This window comes from Streptomyces amritsarensis (genome assembly GCF_001953875.1).
Classification (GTDB): domain Bacteria; phylum Actinomycetota; class Actinomycetes; order Streptomycetales; family Streptomycetaceae; genus Streptomyces; species Streptomyces amritsarensis.
In genome coordinates, this window is sequence record NZ_MQUR01000001.1 from 59293 (window position 1) to 75856 (window position 16564).

At 72.1% G+C, this 16564-nt stretch carries 15 protein-coding genes; 3 read left to right on the forward strand and 12 right to left on the reverse strand.

Features of this window, described 5'->3' with window-relative positions; translation table 11 throughout:
• Positions 1 to 41: 41 nt before the first annotated feature.
• Positions 42 to 782 (reverse strand): flavodoxin family protein, encoded by a 741-nt coding sequence (locus AVW11_RS00265; protein ID WP_173675356.1) that lies wholly within the window; start codon positions 780 to 782, stop codon positions 42 to 44.
• Positions 783 to 1003: 221 nt separating this feature from the next.
• On the opposite strand from AVW11_RS00265, the gene AVW11_RS00270 reads away from it, so the two are divergent.
• A complete protein-coding gene (locus AVW11_RS00270; protein WP_030846755.1) occupies positions 1004 to 1561 on the forward strand; it encodes a PadR family transcriptional regulator in 558 nt (185 codons plus the stop codon).
• A gap of 47 nt (positions 1562 to 1608) precedes the next feature.
• Here the strand turns inward: AVW11_RS00270 and AVW11_RS00275 are convergent, their stop codons facing one another.
• The 10 genes from AVW11_RS00275 to AVW11_RS00320 form a co-directional block, all read right to left on the reverse strand.
• Positions 1609 to 1821, reverse strand: coding sequence for an EF-hand domain-containing protein (locus tag AVW11_RS00275; protein ID WP_030846752.1), 213 nt, complete (start codon positions 1819 to 1821; stop codon positions 1609 to 1611).
• A gap of 85 nt (positions 1822 to 1906) precedes the next feature.
• Complete coding sequence (locus AVW11_RS00280; RefSeq protein ID WP_076042865.1) at positions 1907 to 3094, reverse strand: YncE family protein; 1188 nt, start codon at positions 3092 to 3094, stop codon at positions 1907 to 1909.
• On the reverse strand, positions 3091 to 3927 hold the full coding sequence (locus AVW11_RS00285; RefSeq protein ID WP_234331019.1) for a polysaccharide deacetylase family protein: 837 nt from the start codon (positions 3925 to 3927) through the stop codon (positions 3091 to 3093). Before AVW11_RS00285 ends, AVW11_RS00280 begins: the two co-directional genes overlap by 4 nt.
• A gap of 362 nt (positions 3928 to 4289) precedes the next feature.
• Entirely contained in the window at positions 4290 to 4802 is a 513-nt protein-coding gene (locus tag AVW11_RS00290) for an ATP-binding protein (RefSeq protein ID WP_076042866.1), read from the reverse strand.
• Positions 4803 to 5043: 241 nt separating this feature from the next.
• Positions 5044 to 5811, reverse strand: a complete 768-nt coding sequence (locus AVW11_RS00295; RefSeq protein WP_030846741.1) for an enoyl-CoA hydratase/isomerase family protein — start codon at positions 5809 to 5811, stop codon at positions 5044 to 5046.
• Positions 5812 to 5907: 96 nt separating this feature from the next.
• A complete protein-coding gene (locus tag AVW11_RS00300; protein WP_060176824.1) occupies positions 5908 to 7149 on the reverse strand; it encodes a L,D-transpeptidase in 1242 nt (413 codons plus the stop codon).
• 122 nt (positions 7150 to 7271) lie between these two features.
• Positions 7272 to 7979, reverse strand: coding sequence for a L,D-transpeptidase family protein (locus tag AVW11_RS00305; protein WP_420856354.1), 708 nt, complete (start codon positions 7977 to 7979; stop codon positions 7272 to 7274).
• Between the two features lie 97 nt (positions 7980 to 8076).
• The gene (locus tag AVW11_RS00310; RefSeq protein WP_143568779.1) at positions 8077 to 8916 is read right to left on the reverse strand and encodes an MSCRAMM family protein; all 840 of its coding nucleotides are present in this window, start codon (positions 8914 to 8916) and stop codon (positions 8077 to 8079) included.
• Between the two features lie 30 nt (positions 8917 to 8946).
• On the reverse strand, positions 8947 to 11139 hold the full coding sequence (locus AVW11_RS37290; protein WP_076042868.1) for a choice-of-anchor A family protein: 2193 nt from the start codon (positions 11137 to 11139) through the stop codon (positions 8947 to 8949).
• A gap of 137 nt (positions 11140 to 11276) precedes the next feature.
• The gene (locus AVW11_RS00320) at positions 11277 to 12497 is read right to left on the reverse strand and encodes a L,D-transpeptidase (RefSeq protein WP_030846726.1); all 1221 of its coding nucleotides are present in this window, start codon (positions 12495 to 12497) and stop codon (positions 11277 to 11279) included.
• Between the two features lie 377 nt (positions 12498 to 12874).
• On the opposite strand from AVW11_RS00320, the gene glgX reads away from it, so the two are divergent.
• Both glgX and AVW11_RS00330 read left to right on the forward strand, forming a co-directional pair.
• Complete coding sequence (gene glgX, locus AVW11_RS00325; RefSeq protein WP_240528092.1) at positions 12875 to 15061, forward strand: glycogen debranching protein GlgX; 2187 nt, start codon at positions 12875 to 12877, stop codon at positions 15059 to 15061.
• A gap of 194 nt (positions 15062 to 15255) precedes the next feature.
• Entirely contained in the window at positions 15256 to 15978 is a 723-nt protein-coding gene (locus tag AVW11_RS00330) for a CDP-alcohol phosphatidyltransferase family protein (protein ID WP_060176821.1), read from the forward strand.
• Here AVW11_RS00330 and AVW11_RS00335 read toward each other — a convergent pair.
• A complete protein-coding gene (locus AVW11_RS00335; protein ID WP_030846717.1) occupies positions 15959 to 16447 on the reverse strand; it encodes an FAD synthase family protein in 489 nt (162 codons plus the stop codon). The two genes, AVW11_RS00330 and AVW11_RS00335, sit on opposite strands and share 20 nt — an antisense overlap.
• Between the last annotated feature and the right edge of the window lie 117 nt (positions 16448 to 16564).

Genomic DNA, 16564 nt, shown 5'->3' on the forward strand with positions numbered 1-16564 from the left:
GGTCGTGTCGTCCACCGTTGGACCGCCCCGGAGCGCGGAACTCATCGGTGCTCGGGGTTGGGGAAGTCGAAGCGGCAGCCGGCGTCCCACTCCGAGCGCTGGTTGCCGTGGGCCGGGATGCCGCCGGAGCGCTTGAGCAGGGCGGCCAGGTGCATGAGGTTCCAGGACATGAAGGCGGTGTTGCGGTTGGTGAAGTCGTTCTCGGGGCCGCCCGAGCCGGGGTCCAGGTAGGACGGGCCCGGGCCGGCCTCGCCGATCCAGCCCGCGTCGGCCTGCGGCGGGATCGCGTAGCCGAGGTGTTGGAGGCTGTAGAGGACGTTCATGGCGCAGTGCTTGACGCCGTCCTCGTTGCCGGTGATCAGCGCGCCGCCGACCCGGCCGTAGTAGGCGTACTGGCCGTGCTCGTTGAGCAGCGAGGAGCAGGCGTAGAGCCGCTCGATCACCTTCTTCATCACGGAGCTGTTGTCGCCGAGCCAGATGGGGCCGCACAGGACGAGGATGTCGGCGTCCATGATCTGGCTGTAAAGGACCGGCCACTGGTCGCTCTCCCAGCCGTGGTCGGTCATGTCCGGCCACACGCCCGTCGCGATGTCGTGGTCGACGGCGCGGATGAGCGAGGTGCGGGCGCCTGCGGACTCCATGACCGCCCGGCTCTTGTCGATCAGGCCCTCGGTGTTGCTGGTCTCGGGCGAGCGCTTGAGCGTGCAGTTCACGTACAGCGCGGTGAGGTCGGCGTAGTTCGCATGGTGCGCGGTGTTGTCGTCGGCTGCCACGCATCCCAGCCTGCGCAGCGTGCGGGGTGGCCGCCACCGGGCCTGGCCCGTACGGGGGCAGCGGGCGGGGACGGCGGCCAAGGGGCGGGGGCCGGGGCCGGGAGCCGGGGGCCGGGGCCGGGGGCCGGGCGCGGGGGCCGGGGGCGGCGGGCGGGGGGCAAGGGCCGCGCGGCGGTGAGCGGACGGCGGTGAGGGCGGTGGCCGGACCGCCGCGTACCTAGGATGGCCGCATGTCCCTGCCGCACGCCATCCTCACCGCCCTGCTCGAGAAGCCCTCGTCCGGGCTGGAGCTGACCCGGCGGTTCGACAAGTCGATCGGGTACTTCTGGTCGGCGACCCACCAGCAGATCTACCGCGAGCTCGGGCGGCTGGAGGAGGCCGGGCTGATCCGGGCGCTGCCCAGCGAGGTGCCCGTGCGGGGCCAGAAGAAGGAGTACGAGGTGCTGCCCGCGGGCGGCACGGAGCTGGCCCGGTGGGTCGCGGAGAGCCAGGACCCCAAGCCGATGCGCGATCCGCTGCTGCTGCGGATCCGGGCGGCGGGCGTGGTGGGGCCGCAGGGCCTCGGACCCGAGCTGCGTCGCCATCTGGAGCTGCACCGGCGCCAGCTGGCGCAGTACGAGGCCATCGAGGAGAAGGACTTCCCGCCGGGGCGCGACGCCGTGGAGGACCGGCTGCGCCGGCTCGTCCTGCACGGCGGGATCGCCCTGGAGACGTTCTGGCTGACCTGGCTGGAGGAGGCCCTCGCCGAGGTCGGTGACATGGCGGACGGGTCCGGGCCGGCGGCCTGACGCAAGCTGCCGCCCGGGCCCGCGGGCCCGGGCGGCAGACGCGGGGGCTACTTGTTCAGGGAGGCCCAGAACTCGTCGAAGCTGAGCAGCTTGTCGCCGTTGGCGTCCTTGGAGGCGACGACGGAGTCCGCGACGGCCGGGGTCACGTGGGCGTCGCCCATGGCGCGCATCGCGGCGCTGTACTCGTCGGCCGTGATGAAGCCGTCACCGTTCACGTCGAACCTGTCGAACGTAGCCCGTGCGCTCTCGATGTCCGCCACTGGGTCCACCCCTTCTTGGTGCTTGTTGACCGGCTCAGGGTAGCGGCACCCTCGGCGGGCGGGACCCCCGGGTCCCGGGGGTTCCCTAGCGGAAGATGCCGGTGTGCCCGAGCGAGTAGCGGCCGGGCTGCGGGTAGACGGCGAGGCCGTGGGGGCCGCCGCCCACCGGGATCCGGGCGAGCTGCTTGCCGGTCGTGGTGTCGATCGCGTACACCTCGGAGTTGTAGCGGCCGGACAGCCACAGCACCTTGCCGTCGGCCGACACGCCGCCCATGTCGGGGCTGCCGCCGTCCGGCAGGGTCCACTTCTTGGTGAGCTTCCTCTGCGCGAAGTCGTAGACGGAGACGCTGCCCTCGCCGCGGTTGGAGACGTACATCTCCTTGGAGTCGCGGCTCACGTAGAGGCCGTGGCAGCCCTTGCCGGTGGGCAGCAGCTTGGGGGTCTCGAAGGTGTCGCCGCTGAGCACCCACATGCCGTGCGCCATCATGTCCGCGACGTAGAAGGTCTTGCCGTCCGGGGAGACCTTGACGTCCTGCGGCATGGCGCCCTCGAACGGGAGCTTCTGCTGGCCGACGACCTCCATCCTCTCGGTGTCGACCTTGAGGAGTTCGCCGGAGAACTCGCAGCTGACGATGAAGTAGCGGCCGTCGGCGGAGAAGTCGGCGTGGTTGACGCCGTAGCAGGTCACCGGGACGGTCTTCACGCGGTCCATGGTGTGCGGGTCGCGGAAGACAAGCTCCTTGTCCATGGAGGCCATCACGATGGCGTACCTGCCGTTGGGCGTGAAGTACAGGTTGTAGGGGTCGTGCACCTCGACGGGCTTTCCGGCCTCGCCGGTCGCGGGGTTGATCGGGGTGAGCGTGTGGCCCCGGTTGTTGTTGACCCACAGGGTCTTCAGGTCCCAGGAGGGGACGACGTGCTGGGGCTGGACCCCGACCGGGATGGTGTCGATGACCCGGTAGGTCTCCGGGTCGATGACGGAGACGGTGTTGGAGTTGGTGTTCGGTACGTAGACGCGGGACGGGAAGTCCTTGACCACCGGGGAGAGTTTGCCCGGCCGGTCCGCCGCGTAGACGTCGTTCGGATCCAGCAGCGGCGGCATGCCGGGCAGTCCGGGCGGGGCGGCCGGTACGGCCTTGACGGGCTTGGCCGGGCCCTTGGTGCCGAGCGCCTCGGCGCGCTCCTTTCCGGCTGTTCCGCAGCCGGCCAGGGCGGCGAGGACCAGACCGGCCAGCAGCACGCCGGCATTCCGGGGAAGGCGGGTGGTCTTCATGGCGTCAGCAGCTCCGTGGTGGTCACCGCGCGCAGCTTGCGGCGCGCGAGTTCTTCGAGGAGGGGAGGCATCGCGTCGACCGTGTCCGCGTAGCCGAAGTGCAGGCTCACCACGGATCCGGGCCGGATCGTCCCGGTGACGTTGCGGATGACGGCCGCGGCGCCGGGCGAGGTGAAGTCGAGGGAGTCGACGTCGTACGAGAGGACGTGCGGGTAGCCGGCCCGCTGGGCCAGCTTCTGGACGAGCGGGGTGGCGTACTGCGTCCGGGAGGGCCGGAACCAGGTGCCGATGGAGCCGGTGAGCCGCTTGAGGCGCTGGGCGCAGCCGGTGATCTCGGCGTAGGCCTCCGCCTCTCCCATGTCGTTGATCGCGAGGTGGCGCTGGGTGTGGTTGCCGAGTTCGTGACCGCCGTCGAGGATCCGGCGGGCCAGGTCCGGGTGGGCGTCGAGCCAGGAGCCGATCGCCAGTACGGTGACCCGCGCGCCCCCCTTCTCGGCCGCGGCCAGCGCCGCGCGCGCGAGGGCGGGCTCCCCGTTGCCGTGGAAGGTGAGGGCGACCCGGCCGCGGTCGCGCGGGCCGTGGCCGATCTCCACGGGCTGCCCGGCGAACCGGCGGGGGGCGGCCGGGGCCGCGGCCTGTGCGGGCCTCGCCGGACGGGCCGGGCCGGGGGGCGGGGAGGAGGGCGGGCCGGGCGGCGGGGAGGAGAGGTCGGCGGCCGGGCGGCCGGGGCCGCAGCCGGCGGTGAGAGCGGCCGCGGCGGCGCCGGCCCCGCCGATACCGGCCGCGCGCAGAGCCGCACGCAGGGCCGCGCGGCGGCCTGGATGTGAGAGCACTTGCCCATTTAAGAGGCGGATAGCCCGGAAGGTAATGATTGACCCATTTCGGGACGTCCACCAAAGGGGCGGATCGGGCACCCCATCCGCCATGTGATCAACGATTTACTCAGAGCAGTCGATAGTTATTCATCGAATGTGAGGTGCGTGGCCCACCTCACCTAGGATTTAGCTAGAAAGTCTTGCGATTTGCACACTTATGTCCAAGTAGGGACTTTTGGCGTTCGAGCCCTCGTCTGCCATAGTCGAAACCACGACTTCCCCATTGACCCGAGCGAAGTCGCCACGCCGAGGATCACACCCCTTCGATCCTCGGCGCACCCATGAAGCCCCCACAGCGCCCACACGGCGAGCCGGGGGCTTCAGGCGTTCTGGCGGTCGGCGACCCGCATCTCGAACCAGGTGATCTTGCCGCGGGGCAGCAGGTCGGCGCCCCAGCGGTCGGACAGCTTGTCGACGAGGAAGAGGCCGCGACCGGTGGTGTCCAGTTCGTGGACCGGCATCAGGCAGGGCAGCCCGCGCGAGGGGTCGCGCACCTCCATCCGGATCCAGCCGCGCCGCCGCAGCATGCGTAAGCCGAAGGAGCGGGCTCCGGTGTGGCGGACCGCGTTGCCGACGAGTTCCGAGACCAGCAGGACGGCGTGCTCGGAGATCTGCGGCGAGAGGCCCCAGAGGCGGATCACCACGCACTGCGTGAGCCGGCGCGCGGTACTGGCCGACTCGGGCATGGACGGCAGCGTCACTTCCGCCTCGGCCGGGTTCCCGTACAACTCCAGCGCCCTGAGGCCCTGTTCCTCCTCGACGGCCGCCGTGAGCCGTACCGCCGAAGCACCGCCGCGCTGCCGCGGCTGTTCCACACTCTCCAGGCCCGCCATGGACCCATCATGGACGGCCGGCCTGCCGCTCCGGGCCGTTCCACCGGAAACACCCCCCGGATTCAACAAATCCAAGGGGGTGTCCTGTCATATGCGGGAGGCAAACAGGTGGCCCGAGAACCGGCCCGACCTGGCATGACGCACCGCACGGAAGCGATCACAGCGAGTGGATCACCGATTCGGCTTAAGGCTGCCTTAAGGCCTGGCTAATCCACCCACAGGGAGGACCGGCCGGCCGGGCTCAGACGAACTTCGCCTTGCCCGGGCCCTCTTCGACGAAGCTGCGCATGCCGCGTTCGCGGTCCTCGGTGGCGAACAGGCCCGCGAACCAGTTGCGTTCGATGGTGAGACCGGTGTCGATGTCGGCCTCCAGGCCCGCGTCCACGCACTCCTTCGCGGCGCGCAGCGCGATCGCCGGCCCCTGCGCGAGCTTGGCGGCCCAGGCGTGCGCCTGCTCGTACACCTCGCCGGCGGGCACCACCCGGTCGACCAGGCCCAGGGTGAACGCCTCGTCGGCCTTGACCATGCGGCCCGTGAAGATCAGGTCCTTGGCCCGGGAGGGGCCGACCAGCCGGGAGAGCCGCTGGGTGCCGCCCGCGCCCGGGATCAGGCCGAGCAGGATCTCGGGCTGGCCGAGCTTGGCGTTGTCGGCGGCGATCCGGTAGTCGGCGCACAGCGCGAGCTCGCAACCGCCGCCCAGCGCATAGCCGGTGATCGCCGCGACGACGGGCTTGGGGATGCGGGCGACGGCGGTGAAGGCGTCCTGCAGCGCACGGGACCGGACGACCATCGCCGCGTGGTCCATCGTCTGCATCTCCTTGATGTCCGCGCCGGCCGCGAACACCTTCTCGCCGCCGTAGATGACGACCGCGCGGACGTCGGCCCGGTCGGTCGCCTCCACCGCGAGCTCGCGCAGCCGGTCCTGGGTGGCGATGTCCAGGGCGTTCATGGGCGGCCGGTCCAGGCGGATGGTGCCGACGCCTTCGGAGACTTCGAGAGAGATGGTCATACGGGCCAGGTTAGCGTCGGTTAACGTGAAGTGGCCCGGTGCTGTGGGTCACAGCACCGGGCCACCCGGATCACGTGCGCGGCGTGCGCGCGGCGGTTACTTGATCCACTCCGCCCACGGCATGTTCCAGCCGTTGAGGCCGTTGTCGGGGGCGATCTGCTTGTCCTTCGAGTTCTTCACCACGATCACGTCACCGATCAGGGACTCCTCGAAGAACCAGGCCGCGGGCTGCTTGGAGTCACCCGCGCCGCGGACGTCCTTGAGTCCGATGCAGCCGTGGCTGACGTTCGCCGAGCCGAAGGTGCTGGAGGGGGCCCAGTAGTTGCCGTGCACGAACGTGCCCGACTGCGACAGGCGCATGGCGTGCGGGACGTCGGAGATGTCGTACTCGCCGCCGAAGCCGACGGTCGCGCCGTTCATCCGCGTGACCTTGTACTTCTCGCTGATGACCATCTGGCCGTTGTAGGTCGTGGTCGACGGGGCGCCCGCGGTGATCGGGACGTCCTTGAGGACCTGGCCGTCACGGACGACCTGCATCGTGTGCGCGGCCGCGTCGACCGTCGAGACCTGGGAGCGGCCGATGGTGAAGGTGACCGTGCGGGTCTGCTTGCCGTAGACCCCCGGGCGGCCCTCGACGCCGTCGAGGGCGAGCTTGACGGTGACCTTGGTGCCCGCGGCCCAGTAGTTCTCGGGGCGGAAGTCGAGGCGGTCGTTGCCGAACCAGTGGCCCTCGATCGGCACGGCCGGCTCGGACGTCACGGTGATGGCCTTCTCGACGGCCTCGGGGTTGGTGATGCCACGGGTGAAGTTGATCGAGACCGGCATGCCCACGCCGACGGTCGAGCCGTCCTCGGGGGTGTAGTGGCCCACGAAGGTGTTGGTCGGGGTCAGGGTCGTGAAGGTGGTGTCCTTGGCGGACTCCCGGCCGGCCTCGTCCTTGGCGACCGCGTGCACCTTGTACTCGGTGGCCGAGGCCAGGTGGCGGGCCGGCTCCCAGCTCGCGCCGTCGGCGGAGAGCTTGCCCTCGACCGCGTTGCCCTTGGTGTCGGCGACGGTCACCGTGCTGAGCTTGCCGCCGGTGCTCGTGATCTTCAGGACGCCGCTCGTCGCGACCTCCTTGGCCCCGTCGTCGGGCTTGACGTTGACGACGGCCTTCGAAGCCTCGGTACCGGTCTTGGCGCCGCCCCCGGCGTTGTCGCCGCCGCTGCCGCTGCTGTCGCCACCGCCCCCGCCGCTGCAGGCGGTGGTGAACAGCAGGGCCGCTCCCAGCAGCAGGGCCGGCAGGCGCGTCCGGGCGCGGCCGCGTATCGGCTGCAGGTTCACTCGTGTTCTCCCCATGTCCCCCGCGCGCGGACTGTCGCGCGCATGTCGAAAGGAAAGCACACGGGAGGATCACGATGAGCCACGGTCTTGTCACTGTTCCGTCCCAAGTGCCGCGAAACGGCGGGAACGGCTTGCGGTCAGTCCTCGGTGCCCGGCTTGACGCCCCAGACGTAGACGGCGTCGCCCTCGGCGAGCAGGCCCCAGAGGCGCTCCGCGTCCGGTTCGGTGAGGTTGACGCAGCCTGCGGAACCACCGGTTCCGTAGAGGGAGCCGGGGGACCCGTGCAACGCCTGGCCCCCGTCGAAGAACTGGGCGTGCGGCATGGGCGTGCCGTAGAGCGTGGAGACGTGGTTCTTGTTGCGCCAGTACACCTCGTGCCAGCCGGTCCGGGTCTCCTGGTAGTCGCGCCCGGTCCGGATGGGCACGGGCGGGAAGACGACCCTGGACCCCCTCTGCACCCACAGCAGCTGGCGCTCCAGGTCCACGCAGGTGACGCGGTGGTCGCGTACGGGGCAGTCTCCCGCGGCGTTGGGGTCGGGACGGGCCGTCACGACGAGCATCGTGCGGTAGGTGGCCACACCCGGGTAGCCGTCGGCGGGACTGACGCCGTTCGTGCGCTGGAAGGCGCGGACCGCCTGGCAGTCCGCGGTGGACTGCACCCCGTCGACCGGCCGCCCCAAGTGCTTCTCCAGCTCCCGCTGATAGGGCCCGGTGCCCGCCGCGCAGGCGCTCTCCGGTTCGGCCGTGGCGGCCGCCGCCGGGGACGTGAGCGGGCCGGCCAGTGCGAGCAGGGCGCCGAGTACGGCCACCCGCACCATGGGTCCGGTCCCCTGGCGTACGGCCATCCGGGCCTCCTCCGGTCTGTGGACGCGACGGTCACGGACCAGCCAACCCGTGGGCCGGGGTCACGGCTCGCGCTGCTGCGCCGACGGAGTGAGGAGGTCACTCCGGCGGCGCACCGGCGCGTGCGGTCCGGGCCCGGCGGCCGTCGTCCCCGCCCACGGTGGGGATCGGCTCGGCACGCTTGTTGTAGACCGTGAGGACGAGTCGGCGGCCGGATGGGCCGTCCAGCCGCCAGGGGCCGGCCACCGGGTTCTTCGGCATCACATAGCCCTCGGGGACGTCCTTCTCGACCAGGAAGTACGCCCCGTCCGCGAGCCCCGCGAAGTCGCACGTGCCGTCGGCGTCGGTGGCACAGCCGCGCCGCGGGCGCTGGTCCGCGTCGACCCCCGCGGTCTGCAGGCCGGTGCTGCCGTTGGTCTCCTTCCAGACCTCGAACACCGCGCCGGGCAAGGGCGCGCCGGTCTTCCCGTCCCTCTTGCGGACCCGGATCCCACCGCCGTACGCCGCCTCCCGGCTGCGGTTGGGGACGTTGACGACGAGCCCCTCCCCGGCGGCGGCACCGCCCACGTCGAAGCCGGTGAACGGCTCGTCGGGCCGCTCGTAGCCGGCGGGGGCGGCGACCTGCACCGCGTAGTACGTCTCGCCGGTCGTCAGCTCCACCGTGCAGACGCCCTCCGCGGCGGTCGCACAGCCGGCGGTCTGCCTTTCGTCGGCGGCCCGGCCGGTGCTCTGGAGCCCGGCCAGGTCGTTGGTCTCGCGCCACAGTTCGAACCGGGCGCCGGGCAGGCGCGCCCCGGTGTCCACGTCCGTGCTGCGCAGCACCACCCGGGCGGTGCCGGGCGGCGGCGCGGACGGAGCGGCAAGGGCCGGGCCCGCCGCGGCGAGCACCACCGCCGCGGCGAGGCCGATGGGCCGTACCGTCGTCGTCATGGCTGTCATGTCGCTCCGTCCGTCGTACGGGGCCGCGGGTCAGACCCGGGGACCCTTGGCGTCCTTCGGGTGCTTCGGGTGCTTCGGGTGGTCGTGGTGCCCGCCCTTGCCCTTGCCGTGGTCTCCCTTGCCCTTGCCGTGACCGTCACGCTGGTTGCGGAGCGTGACGACCAGCCGCCGGTCCGGGGTGGCGGCGTCCAGCCTCAGCGGCCCGGTCACCCGGTCCGCGGGCAGCGCGTAGCCCTCGGGCACGGCCGTCTCGACGAGGTAGTACCAGCCCTCGGGCAGCGGGCCGAAGTCACAGACGCCGCCCCGGTCCGTGGCGCAGCCCTCCGCCGCCCTGCGGTCGGGGTTGATGCCGCGCGTCTGCAGGCCGGCCGTGCCGTTGGTCTCCTGCCACACCTCGAACACCGCGCCGCGCAGCGGCCGCCGCGTCTTGGCGTCCTGCTTCAGGACCCGGATGGAGCCCTCGTACCGCTGGCTCCTGGTGTTCGCGACGGTGACGACGATGCCGTCCGCCACGTCGCCCGCGGTCAGGTCGAAGCGCGTGACCGGGTCCGCCGGCGGCTCGTATCCGGCCGGGACCGCGGTCTCCCGCCAGTAGTACGTCTGGCCGACGGGGAGTTCCACCGTGCAGGTGCCCAGGGCGTCGGTGACGCAGGCGCCGTCCAGCCGGGTGTCACCGCCCGGGGCGGCGGTCTGGAGGCCGGGGGTGCCGTTGCTCTCCCGCCACAGTTCGAACTCCGCGCCGGGCAGTGCCGCGCCCGTCCCCGCGTCCGTCTTGCGCAGCACCACCCGGGCGCCGTCCGGCGGCTGCGGGCTGCGCCGGTTGTCCGCCTCGTACCGGACGCCGGCCTGCGCGTTCTCGGTGGTCAGGGTCACCTCGCGGACCGGCTGGGCGGGCGGCTCGTACCCGGGGGGCGCCTGGGTCTCGCGCCAGTAGTAGGTGCCGGGCGTCACGGTCTGCTCGCACAGGCCGCTCGCCGGGGTGGTGCACCCGGTGACGAGGGTGTCGGCGCCCGGGCCGGCGGGCTGGAGGCCCGCCGTGCCGTTGGTCTCCCGCCACAGTTCGAACTGCGCGCCCGCCAGCGCCTCGCCCGTCGCCGCGTCCCGCTTGAGGACGGAGAGCGAACCGGTCACCGGGGCCGGGCCGCCGCAGTCGGGCAGGTCCCCGTCGAACGGGTAGGCGTGGAACTCCTGGCCTCCGCCCCCGACGGTCTCGCTGCCGTGGGTGACGGAGCCGGTGGTGAAGAAGCGGCCGTTGATGCCGGGCAGGGTGATCGTGGTCTCGGAGCGCTGCTGCCCCATCAGGAAGCTGCCCTGGAACTGGCCGCCGCCGGTCAGGTTCACGGTGGTGGCGTCCGGGAAGTTCCACAGCAGCCGTTCGCGGTAGGCGTTGAGCGGGTCGGTGTCCGCGATGCCGCCGCTGTAGGTGTTGATCGTGCGGGTGGTGCCCAGCACGTTCACCAGGACGGTGGCCGTGGCCGGGATGCGGGCGAACCGGATGCCCTGCTGGCCGCCCCCGGTGCCGACGAGGTCCGCGTCGACGTTGAAGACCTGGAGGGCGGAGGTGCCGTCGCCGGTGAACACGGTCTCGAAGCCGCTGTTGACGACGGTGCCGGTGGCCGGGCGGAGCTGCCCGCCGACCCGGGCGTAGCACTGGCTGGCGGCGCTGAGCCGGTCGCGCAGTCCGGCGTACGGGGTGGCGGCGGCCGGGTCGGGGGCCAGGCGGCCGGTCACCGTGCCGGTGAGGGCCCCCGCGTAGCGGACCGTGCCGCCGTCGGCGAGGAGGCTTTCGCCCGGGGCGACGGTGACGTCCGCGCCGGTGGTGAGGAAGTCCGCCCCGTCGGGCGGCGGGACGAGCGATCCGGCGCCGACGATCCCGATGTTGTAGCGGCTGTCGCCGCCCGCCTGCTTGTCCTGGTCGAAGTCGCCGAGGACGACGAGGCGGCCCTCCGCCTCGGAGGCCCGTCCCCGGACCCGGAAGTCGCCGCCGGCGAAGATGTTGATGCCGTTGTCCCGGCCGCGCAGGACACCGTCGCTGTTGATCGGCGGGTACGGGTCCGGGCAGCGGCCTGGGACGCACGGACCCAGCCCGTCGGGCAACGGCGCCCGGGCCGCCGCCACCGGCCGGCCGGCGTCGGCGCCGGGTCCGGCGGCGACGGCCGCCGGGGCGGCGGCGGCCAGCACGGCGCCGATCGCGAGCCCGAGGGTCCACTTCCTTGCTTGCATGGTGCTCCGTCCGTTCCCTGCTGCCCTGATGTGCCCTGGACAGGCTGGGGGCAGGGAGCGGCGGTGCGGCGCGCGGACACTCTGCGCTACGGCATTCCGATCACACAAGTCACTCTTGCGGGGTGGCCCTGCGCCGTTCAGGCGAGGGCGGAGCCGGCCACCCAGTCCGCCCAGGACATGTTCCAGCCGCCCAGCCCGTTGTCGGCGGCGACCGTCTTGTCCTGCGAGTTGACGACCTCGACCACGTCGCCGATCAGGGTCCGGTCGAAGAACCAGCCCGCGGGGGTGTCGGAGCCGCCGCCCTTGTCGTCGCGCAGGCCCACGCAGCCGTGGCTGACGTTGGTGGTGCCGAAGGTGTCGGGGCTGGACCAGTAGTTCCCGTGCAGGAAGGTCCCGGAGTGGGTCAGCCGCATGGCGTGCGGGACGTCGGGGATGTCGTACTCGCCGCCGAACCCGACGGTCTGGCCGTTCATCCGGGTGACGTCGAAGAGCTCCATCACCACCATCTTGCCGTTGTAGGTGGTGGTCTTGGGCGCTCCGGCGCTGATCGGCACGGTGGACAGCAGCTCTCCGTCCCGGCGGACCTCCATGGTGTGGGCGGCGGCGTCCACGGTGGAGATCTGGGAGCGCCCGACGGTGAAGGTGACGGTCTTGGACTGGATCCCGTACGAGCCGGGGGCCCCCTCGACGTCGCGCAGGGCCATCTGCACGGTGACCTTGGTCCCGGGCTTCCAGTACTGCTTGGGCCGGAAGTCGAGGCGCTCCTTGCCGAACCAGTGGGCGGCGACCTCCACGGCCGGCTCCGCGGTGATCCGGATGGCGCGCTCCACCTCGGCGCGCCGTTCGATGGCGCGGCTGAACTTGAAGGAGACGATCATGCCGGTGCCGACGGTGGAGCGGTTCTCCGGCTTGAAGTAGCCGATGAACCGCTCCTCGGGGACGTAGGTGGTGAAGGTGGTGTGGCGGGCCTGGCGGCGGTTGTGCCCGTCGAGGGCGACGGCGTCGACGGTGTACTTGGCGGCGAGGGCGAGCCGGCCGGCCTGCGGGGCGGGGCTCCAGCTGAGCCCGTCGGCGGCGATGGCGCCGGGGACCTCCTGCGCCTGCGCGTCCTCCACCTTGGTCACCTTGACCCGCTCCAGCCGGCCCTCGGGCACGGTGACCGTCAGCCGCCCGTCGGCCGGCACGTCCTTGGCGTTGTCGTCGGGGGTGATGCGGATGGCCTCCTCCGGCGAGCGGACCGTGCCGGGGAGCTGGATCTCGACGGGCGGCTTGCCGTCCTGGGTGCAGCCGGCCAACCCGCCCAGCAGGCCCGCCCACGCCGCCACGGCGGCCAAGCCCGCCCCTGCGCGCCTCGTCAGAAGTGTCACGTTCCCTCCAACGACCGGGCCCTCCGGGGGAAACGTGAGCGCGGGCGACGTTCCGGGCAGAACAGTCCGGGCAGAACAGTGGGAAGGACCAGACGGGGGCGGGCCCGGGCCGGGACGCCGGGGCCACACACTCCCCTGCCCCCGCCGGTACCGAAGAGCCGTGGAGGCGGGCAGTGTCGAGCGCAGCCGAGCAGGAGGCGGTGGAAGCCGTCAGCAACGCCGTCGGAGCGGTACGGAGCGGCCAGGCCGCGCCCGCACCGCACATCGACGGCGGGCCGGGCGGCCCACTGGGCCAGCAGTCGGACGGACGACCGGACGGACGACCGGACGGCCGGACGAACGGCCAGGTCAAGGGGCAGGTTCCACGGGTGCGGGCACGCCCGGCCCCGGCGGTGTGGCCGGGGTCCTCGCATCCCCTGGGGGCCCGCTTCCACCACGGTCCGGACGGGACCGCGGGCACCAACTTCGCCGTGTGGGCGCAGGGCGCGGAGGCGGTGGAGGTGTGCCTCTTCGACGAGGGCGGGGCCGAGACCCGCTGCCTGCTGACGGAGCTCACGCACGAGATCTGGCACGGTTTCGTGCCGGGCGTACGCCCGGGGCAGCGGTACGGCTTCCGGGTGCACGGCCGCTGGGATCCCTGGACGGGGGTCCGGCACAATCCGGCGAAGCTGCTCCTGGACCCGTACGCGCGGGCCGTCGACGGGGACTTCACGCTGCCGCCCGAGGTGTACGGGCACGTCCGGGACTGGCCGCAGCAGTACATCGCGGACACCGTGCGCGACGACCGGGACTCCGCACCATATCTCCCCAAGGGCGTGGTCGTGCACGATGACGACGACTGGGCGGACGACGTCCGGCCGAAGACGCCCTGGGCCGATTCGGTGATCTACGAGCTGCACGTGCGCGGCTTCACGATGCGCCATCCGGGTGTTCCCGAGGAGCTGCGCGGCACCTACGCGGGCCTCGCGCACCCGGCGGCGGTCGAGCACCTGGTGAAGCTGGGCGTGACGGCGGTCGAGCTGATGCCGGTGCACCAGTTCGCGCACGAGGACCACCTGCTGCGGCGGGGGCTGCGCAACTACTGGGGCTACAACTCGGTCGGATACTTCGCCCCGCACGCGGGGTACTCCTCGAGCGGCACGGCCGGGCAGCAGGTCGGGGAGTTCAAGCGGATGGTCCGGGCGCTGCACGCGGCCGGGATCGAGGTCATCCTCGACGTGGTCTACAACCACACGGCGGAGGCCGGCGAGCTGGGGCCCACGCTGTCGCTGCGCGGGTTCGACAACCGGGGCTACTACCGGCTCCAGTCCGACCAGCGCCGGTACGCCGACTACACCGGCTGCGGGAACACCCTGCACGCCGGACGGCCGCACGTGCTGCGGCTGATCACGGACTCGCTGCGCTACTGGGTCACGGAGATGGGGGTGGACGGCTTCCGCTTCGACCTGGCGGCGGCGCTGGCCCGCTCGATGCACGACGTCGACATGCTGTCCCCGTTCCTGGCGGTGATCGCCCAGGACCCGGTGCTGCGGCGGGTGAAGCTGATCGCCGAGCCGTGGGACGTGGGTTCGGGCGGCTACCAGGTGGGGGCGTTCCCGCCGCTGTGGACGGAGTGGAACGACCGCTACCGCGATGCCGTGCGGGACTTCTGGCGGGGCGCGCTGCCCGACGTGCGGGACCTCGGTTACCGGCTGTCGGGGTCGAGCGACCTGTACGCGTGGGGCGGGCGGCGGCCGTACGCCTCGGTGAACTTCGTGACCGCGCACGACGGTTTCACGCTGCGGGACCTGGTGTCCTACGAACGCAAGCACAACGACGCCAACGGGGAGGCGGGGCGGGACGGGACCAACGACAACCGGTCGTGGAACTGCGGGGCGGAGGGCGAGACGGACGACGCCCGCATCGGTGTGCTCCGCCGCCGCCAGCTGCGCAACCTGCTGACCACCCTGCTGCTGTCGACCGGGGTGCCGATGCTGGTGGCGGGCGACGAGTTCGGGCGCACCCAGGGCGGCAACAACAACGCCTACTGCCAGGACAACGAGACGGGGTGGGTGGACTGGTCGCTGCTGGAGGATCCGGCGTGGCAGTCGCTGTTCGCCCTGACGGCCCGGCTGGTCTCGCTGCGCCACGCCCATCCGGTGCTGCGGCGGCGGGCGTTCTTCTCCGGCCGGCCGCAGGGGGCGGACGGGCTGCGGGACCTGGCCTGGTTCACGCCGGGGGGCGTGGAGATGACGGAGCGGGACTGGTACGCGCCGGCGGCCGCGCTGGGGATGTACCTGTCGGGCCGGGACATCCCCGGCCGTGACGAGCGGGGCCGGCAGGTGACGGACGACAGCTTCCTCGTCCTGCTCCACGCCGGTGACCGGCCGGTGGCGTGGGTGCTGCCGGGGGCGCCGTGGGCCGAGGAGTACGAGCTGGTCCTGGACACCTCCCTGGAGGAGCAGGCTGCCGTTCCCGGCACCCTGCACCGGGCCGGGGAGAGCCTGACCGTGCCGGCCCGGTCGGTGCTCCTGCTGAAGGTCAGCCGGTCTCGGCCGGCGGGAGCATCCGCTTGAGGAGGGCGGCCGCCGCTGCGCCGACCGCTGTCCGGGGCGGCTTTCGGGGCCGCGGCCCCGGGCGCGGGCCGTCCTCGGCGCCGCCGCGAACCCGGCCGTACTGCTTCTTCCGGACGTCCGCAGACATCCGGAACCGACCCGATCATCTGTCCTGCGATGATGTGTTCGACATCGTCGCTGAGGGGAGCCCCTGCATGGGCAGAGTCGGGACCGCGCTGCGGGAGCTGCGCGGGGCGCAGAAGTCTGCGAAGGGGGTGTCGCTCTACTCGCGGTTCGTCAACCGGCCCGCCGGGCGCTACCTGGCCGCCGGTTCGTACGCGCTCGGGCTCACACCGAACCAGGTGACGCTGATCAGCGCCGCCTTCAGCTTCGCCGCGGTGGCGGCGGTCGCGCTGACCGGGCCCTCCTGGGCGCTGGGGGTCGCCGTATGGGCCGCGCTCGCGGTCGGCTTCGCCTTCGACTCGGCCGACGGACAGCTGGCCCGGCTGCGGGGCGGCGGCAGCGCGGCCGGCGAGTGGCTGGACCACGTCGTCGACGCCGCGAAGCTCACGGCGCTGCACTCGTGCGTGCTGATCGCCTTCCACCGCTTCCCCGAGGAGTACGGCACCACGGCCGACGGCTGGCTGCTGGTGCCGCTCGGCTTCCAGTTCGCCGCCGTCGTGACCTTCTTCGGCGGGCTGCTGACCGAGAAGCTCAAGCCCAGGCCGGCGCCGGGAAGCCCCGCCGCCGCGCCGTCGACCCTGCGCGCGGTGGCGCTGCTTCCCGTGGACTACGGGGTGTTCTGCCTGGTGTTCCTGCTGCTCGGCGGCGGAGAGCTGTTCGCCTGGGCGTACGCCGGACTGGGCGCGGTCGCCGCGCTGTTCCTGCTGGCCTTCCTCGCCAAGTGGTTCCGGGAGCTCAGCGCCGTTCGCCGGTGACCTGCCCGGGCGCGGCGGCCGGCTCCGCGAGCGCGTCCAGCGCCCGGCGCAGCTGGGTGCTGGAGGTGTGGACGGTGTAGGGGAAGTAGACGACGTCGACGCCGTGGGCGGCGAAGTCCTTCTCCAGCTTGTCGCCCTTGGGAGTGCCCCGCCAGTCGTCGCCCTTGAAGATCACGTCGAAGCGGACCTGCTTCCAGGTCTCGACCTTGTCCGGGACCGTCTCGACGAAGGCGGCGTCGACGTACTTGACGCTGCGCACGATCTCCAGGCGCTCGACGAGCGGGATCATCGGGCGGCGGCCCTTGGCGAGTTCGGCCATCTCGTCGGAGACCACTCCGGCGACCAGGTAGTCACACTGACTCCGGGCGTGCCGAAGGATGTTCAGATGCCCGATATGGAACAGATCGTAGGCACCCGGCGCGTAACCGACTCGATACGGTCGACGCGCAGGCGCTCCAATGTCGGACATGTACCGCTCCGTCATCTCTTCATCCCCAGCGGCCACACCCCCCGGTGCAGCGGATTAGCAGACAATAGCGTGCACGTTCCGCAGCATGCGGGTGAACGAATAGGGTGACGTGCGCAT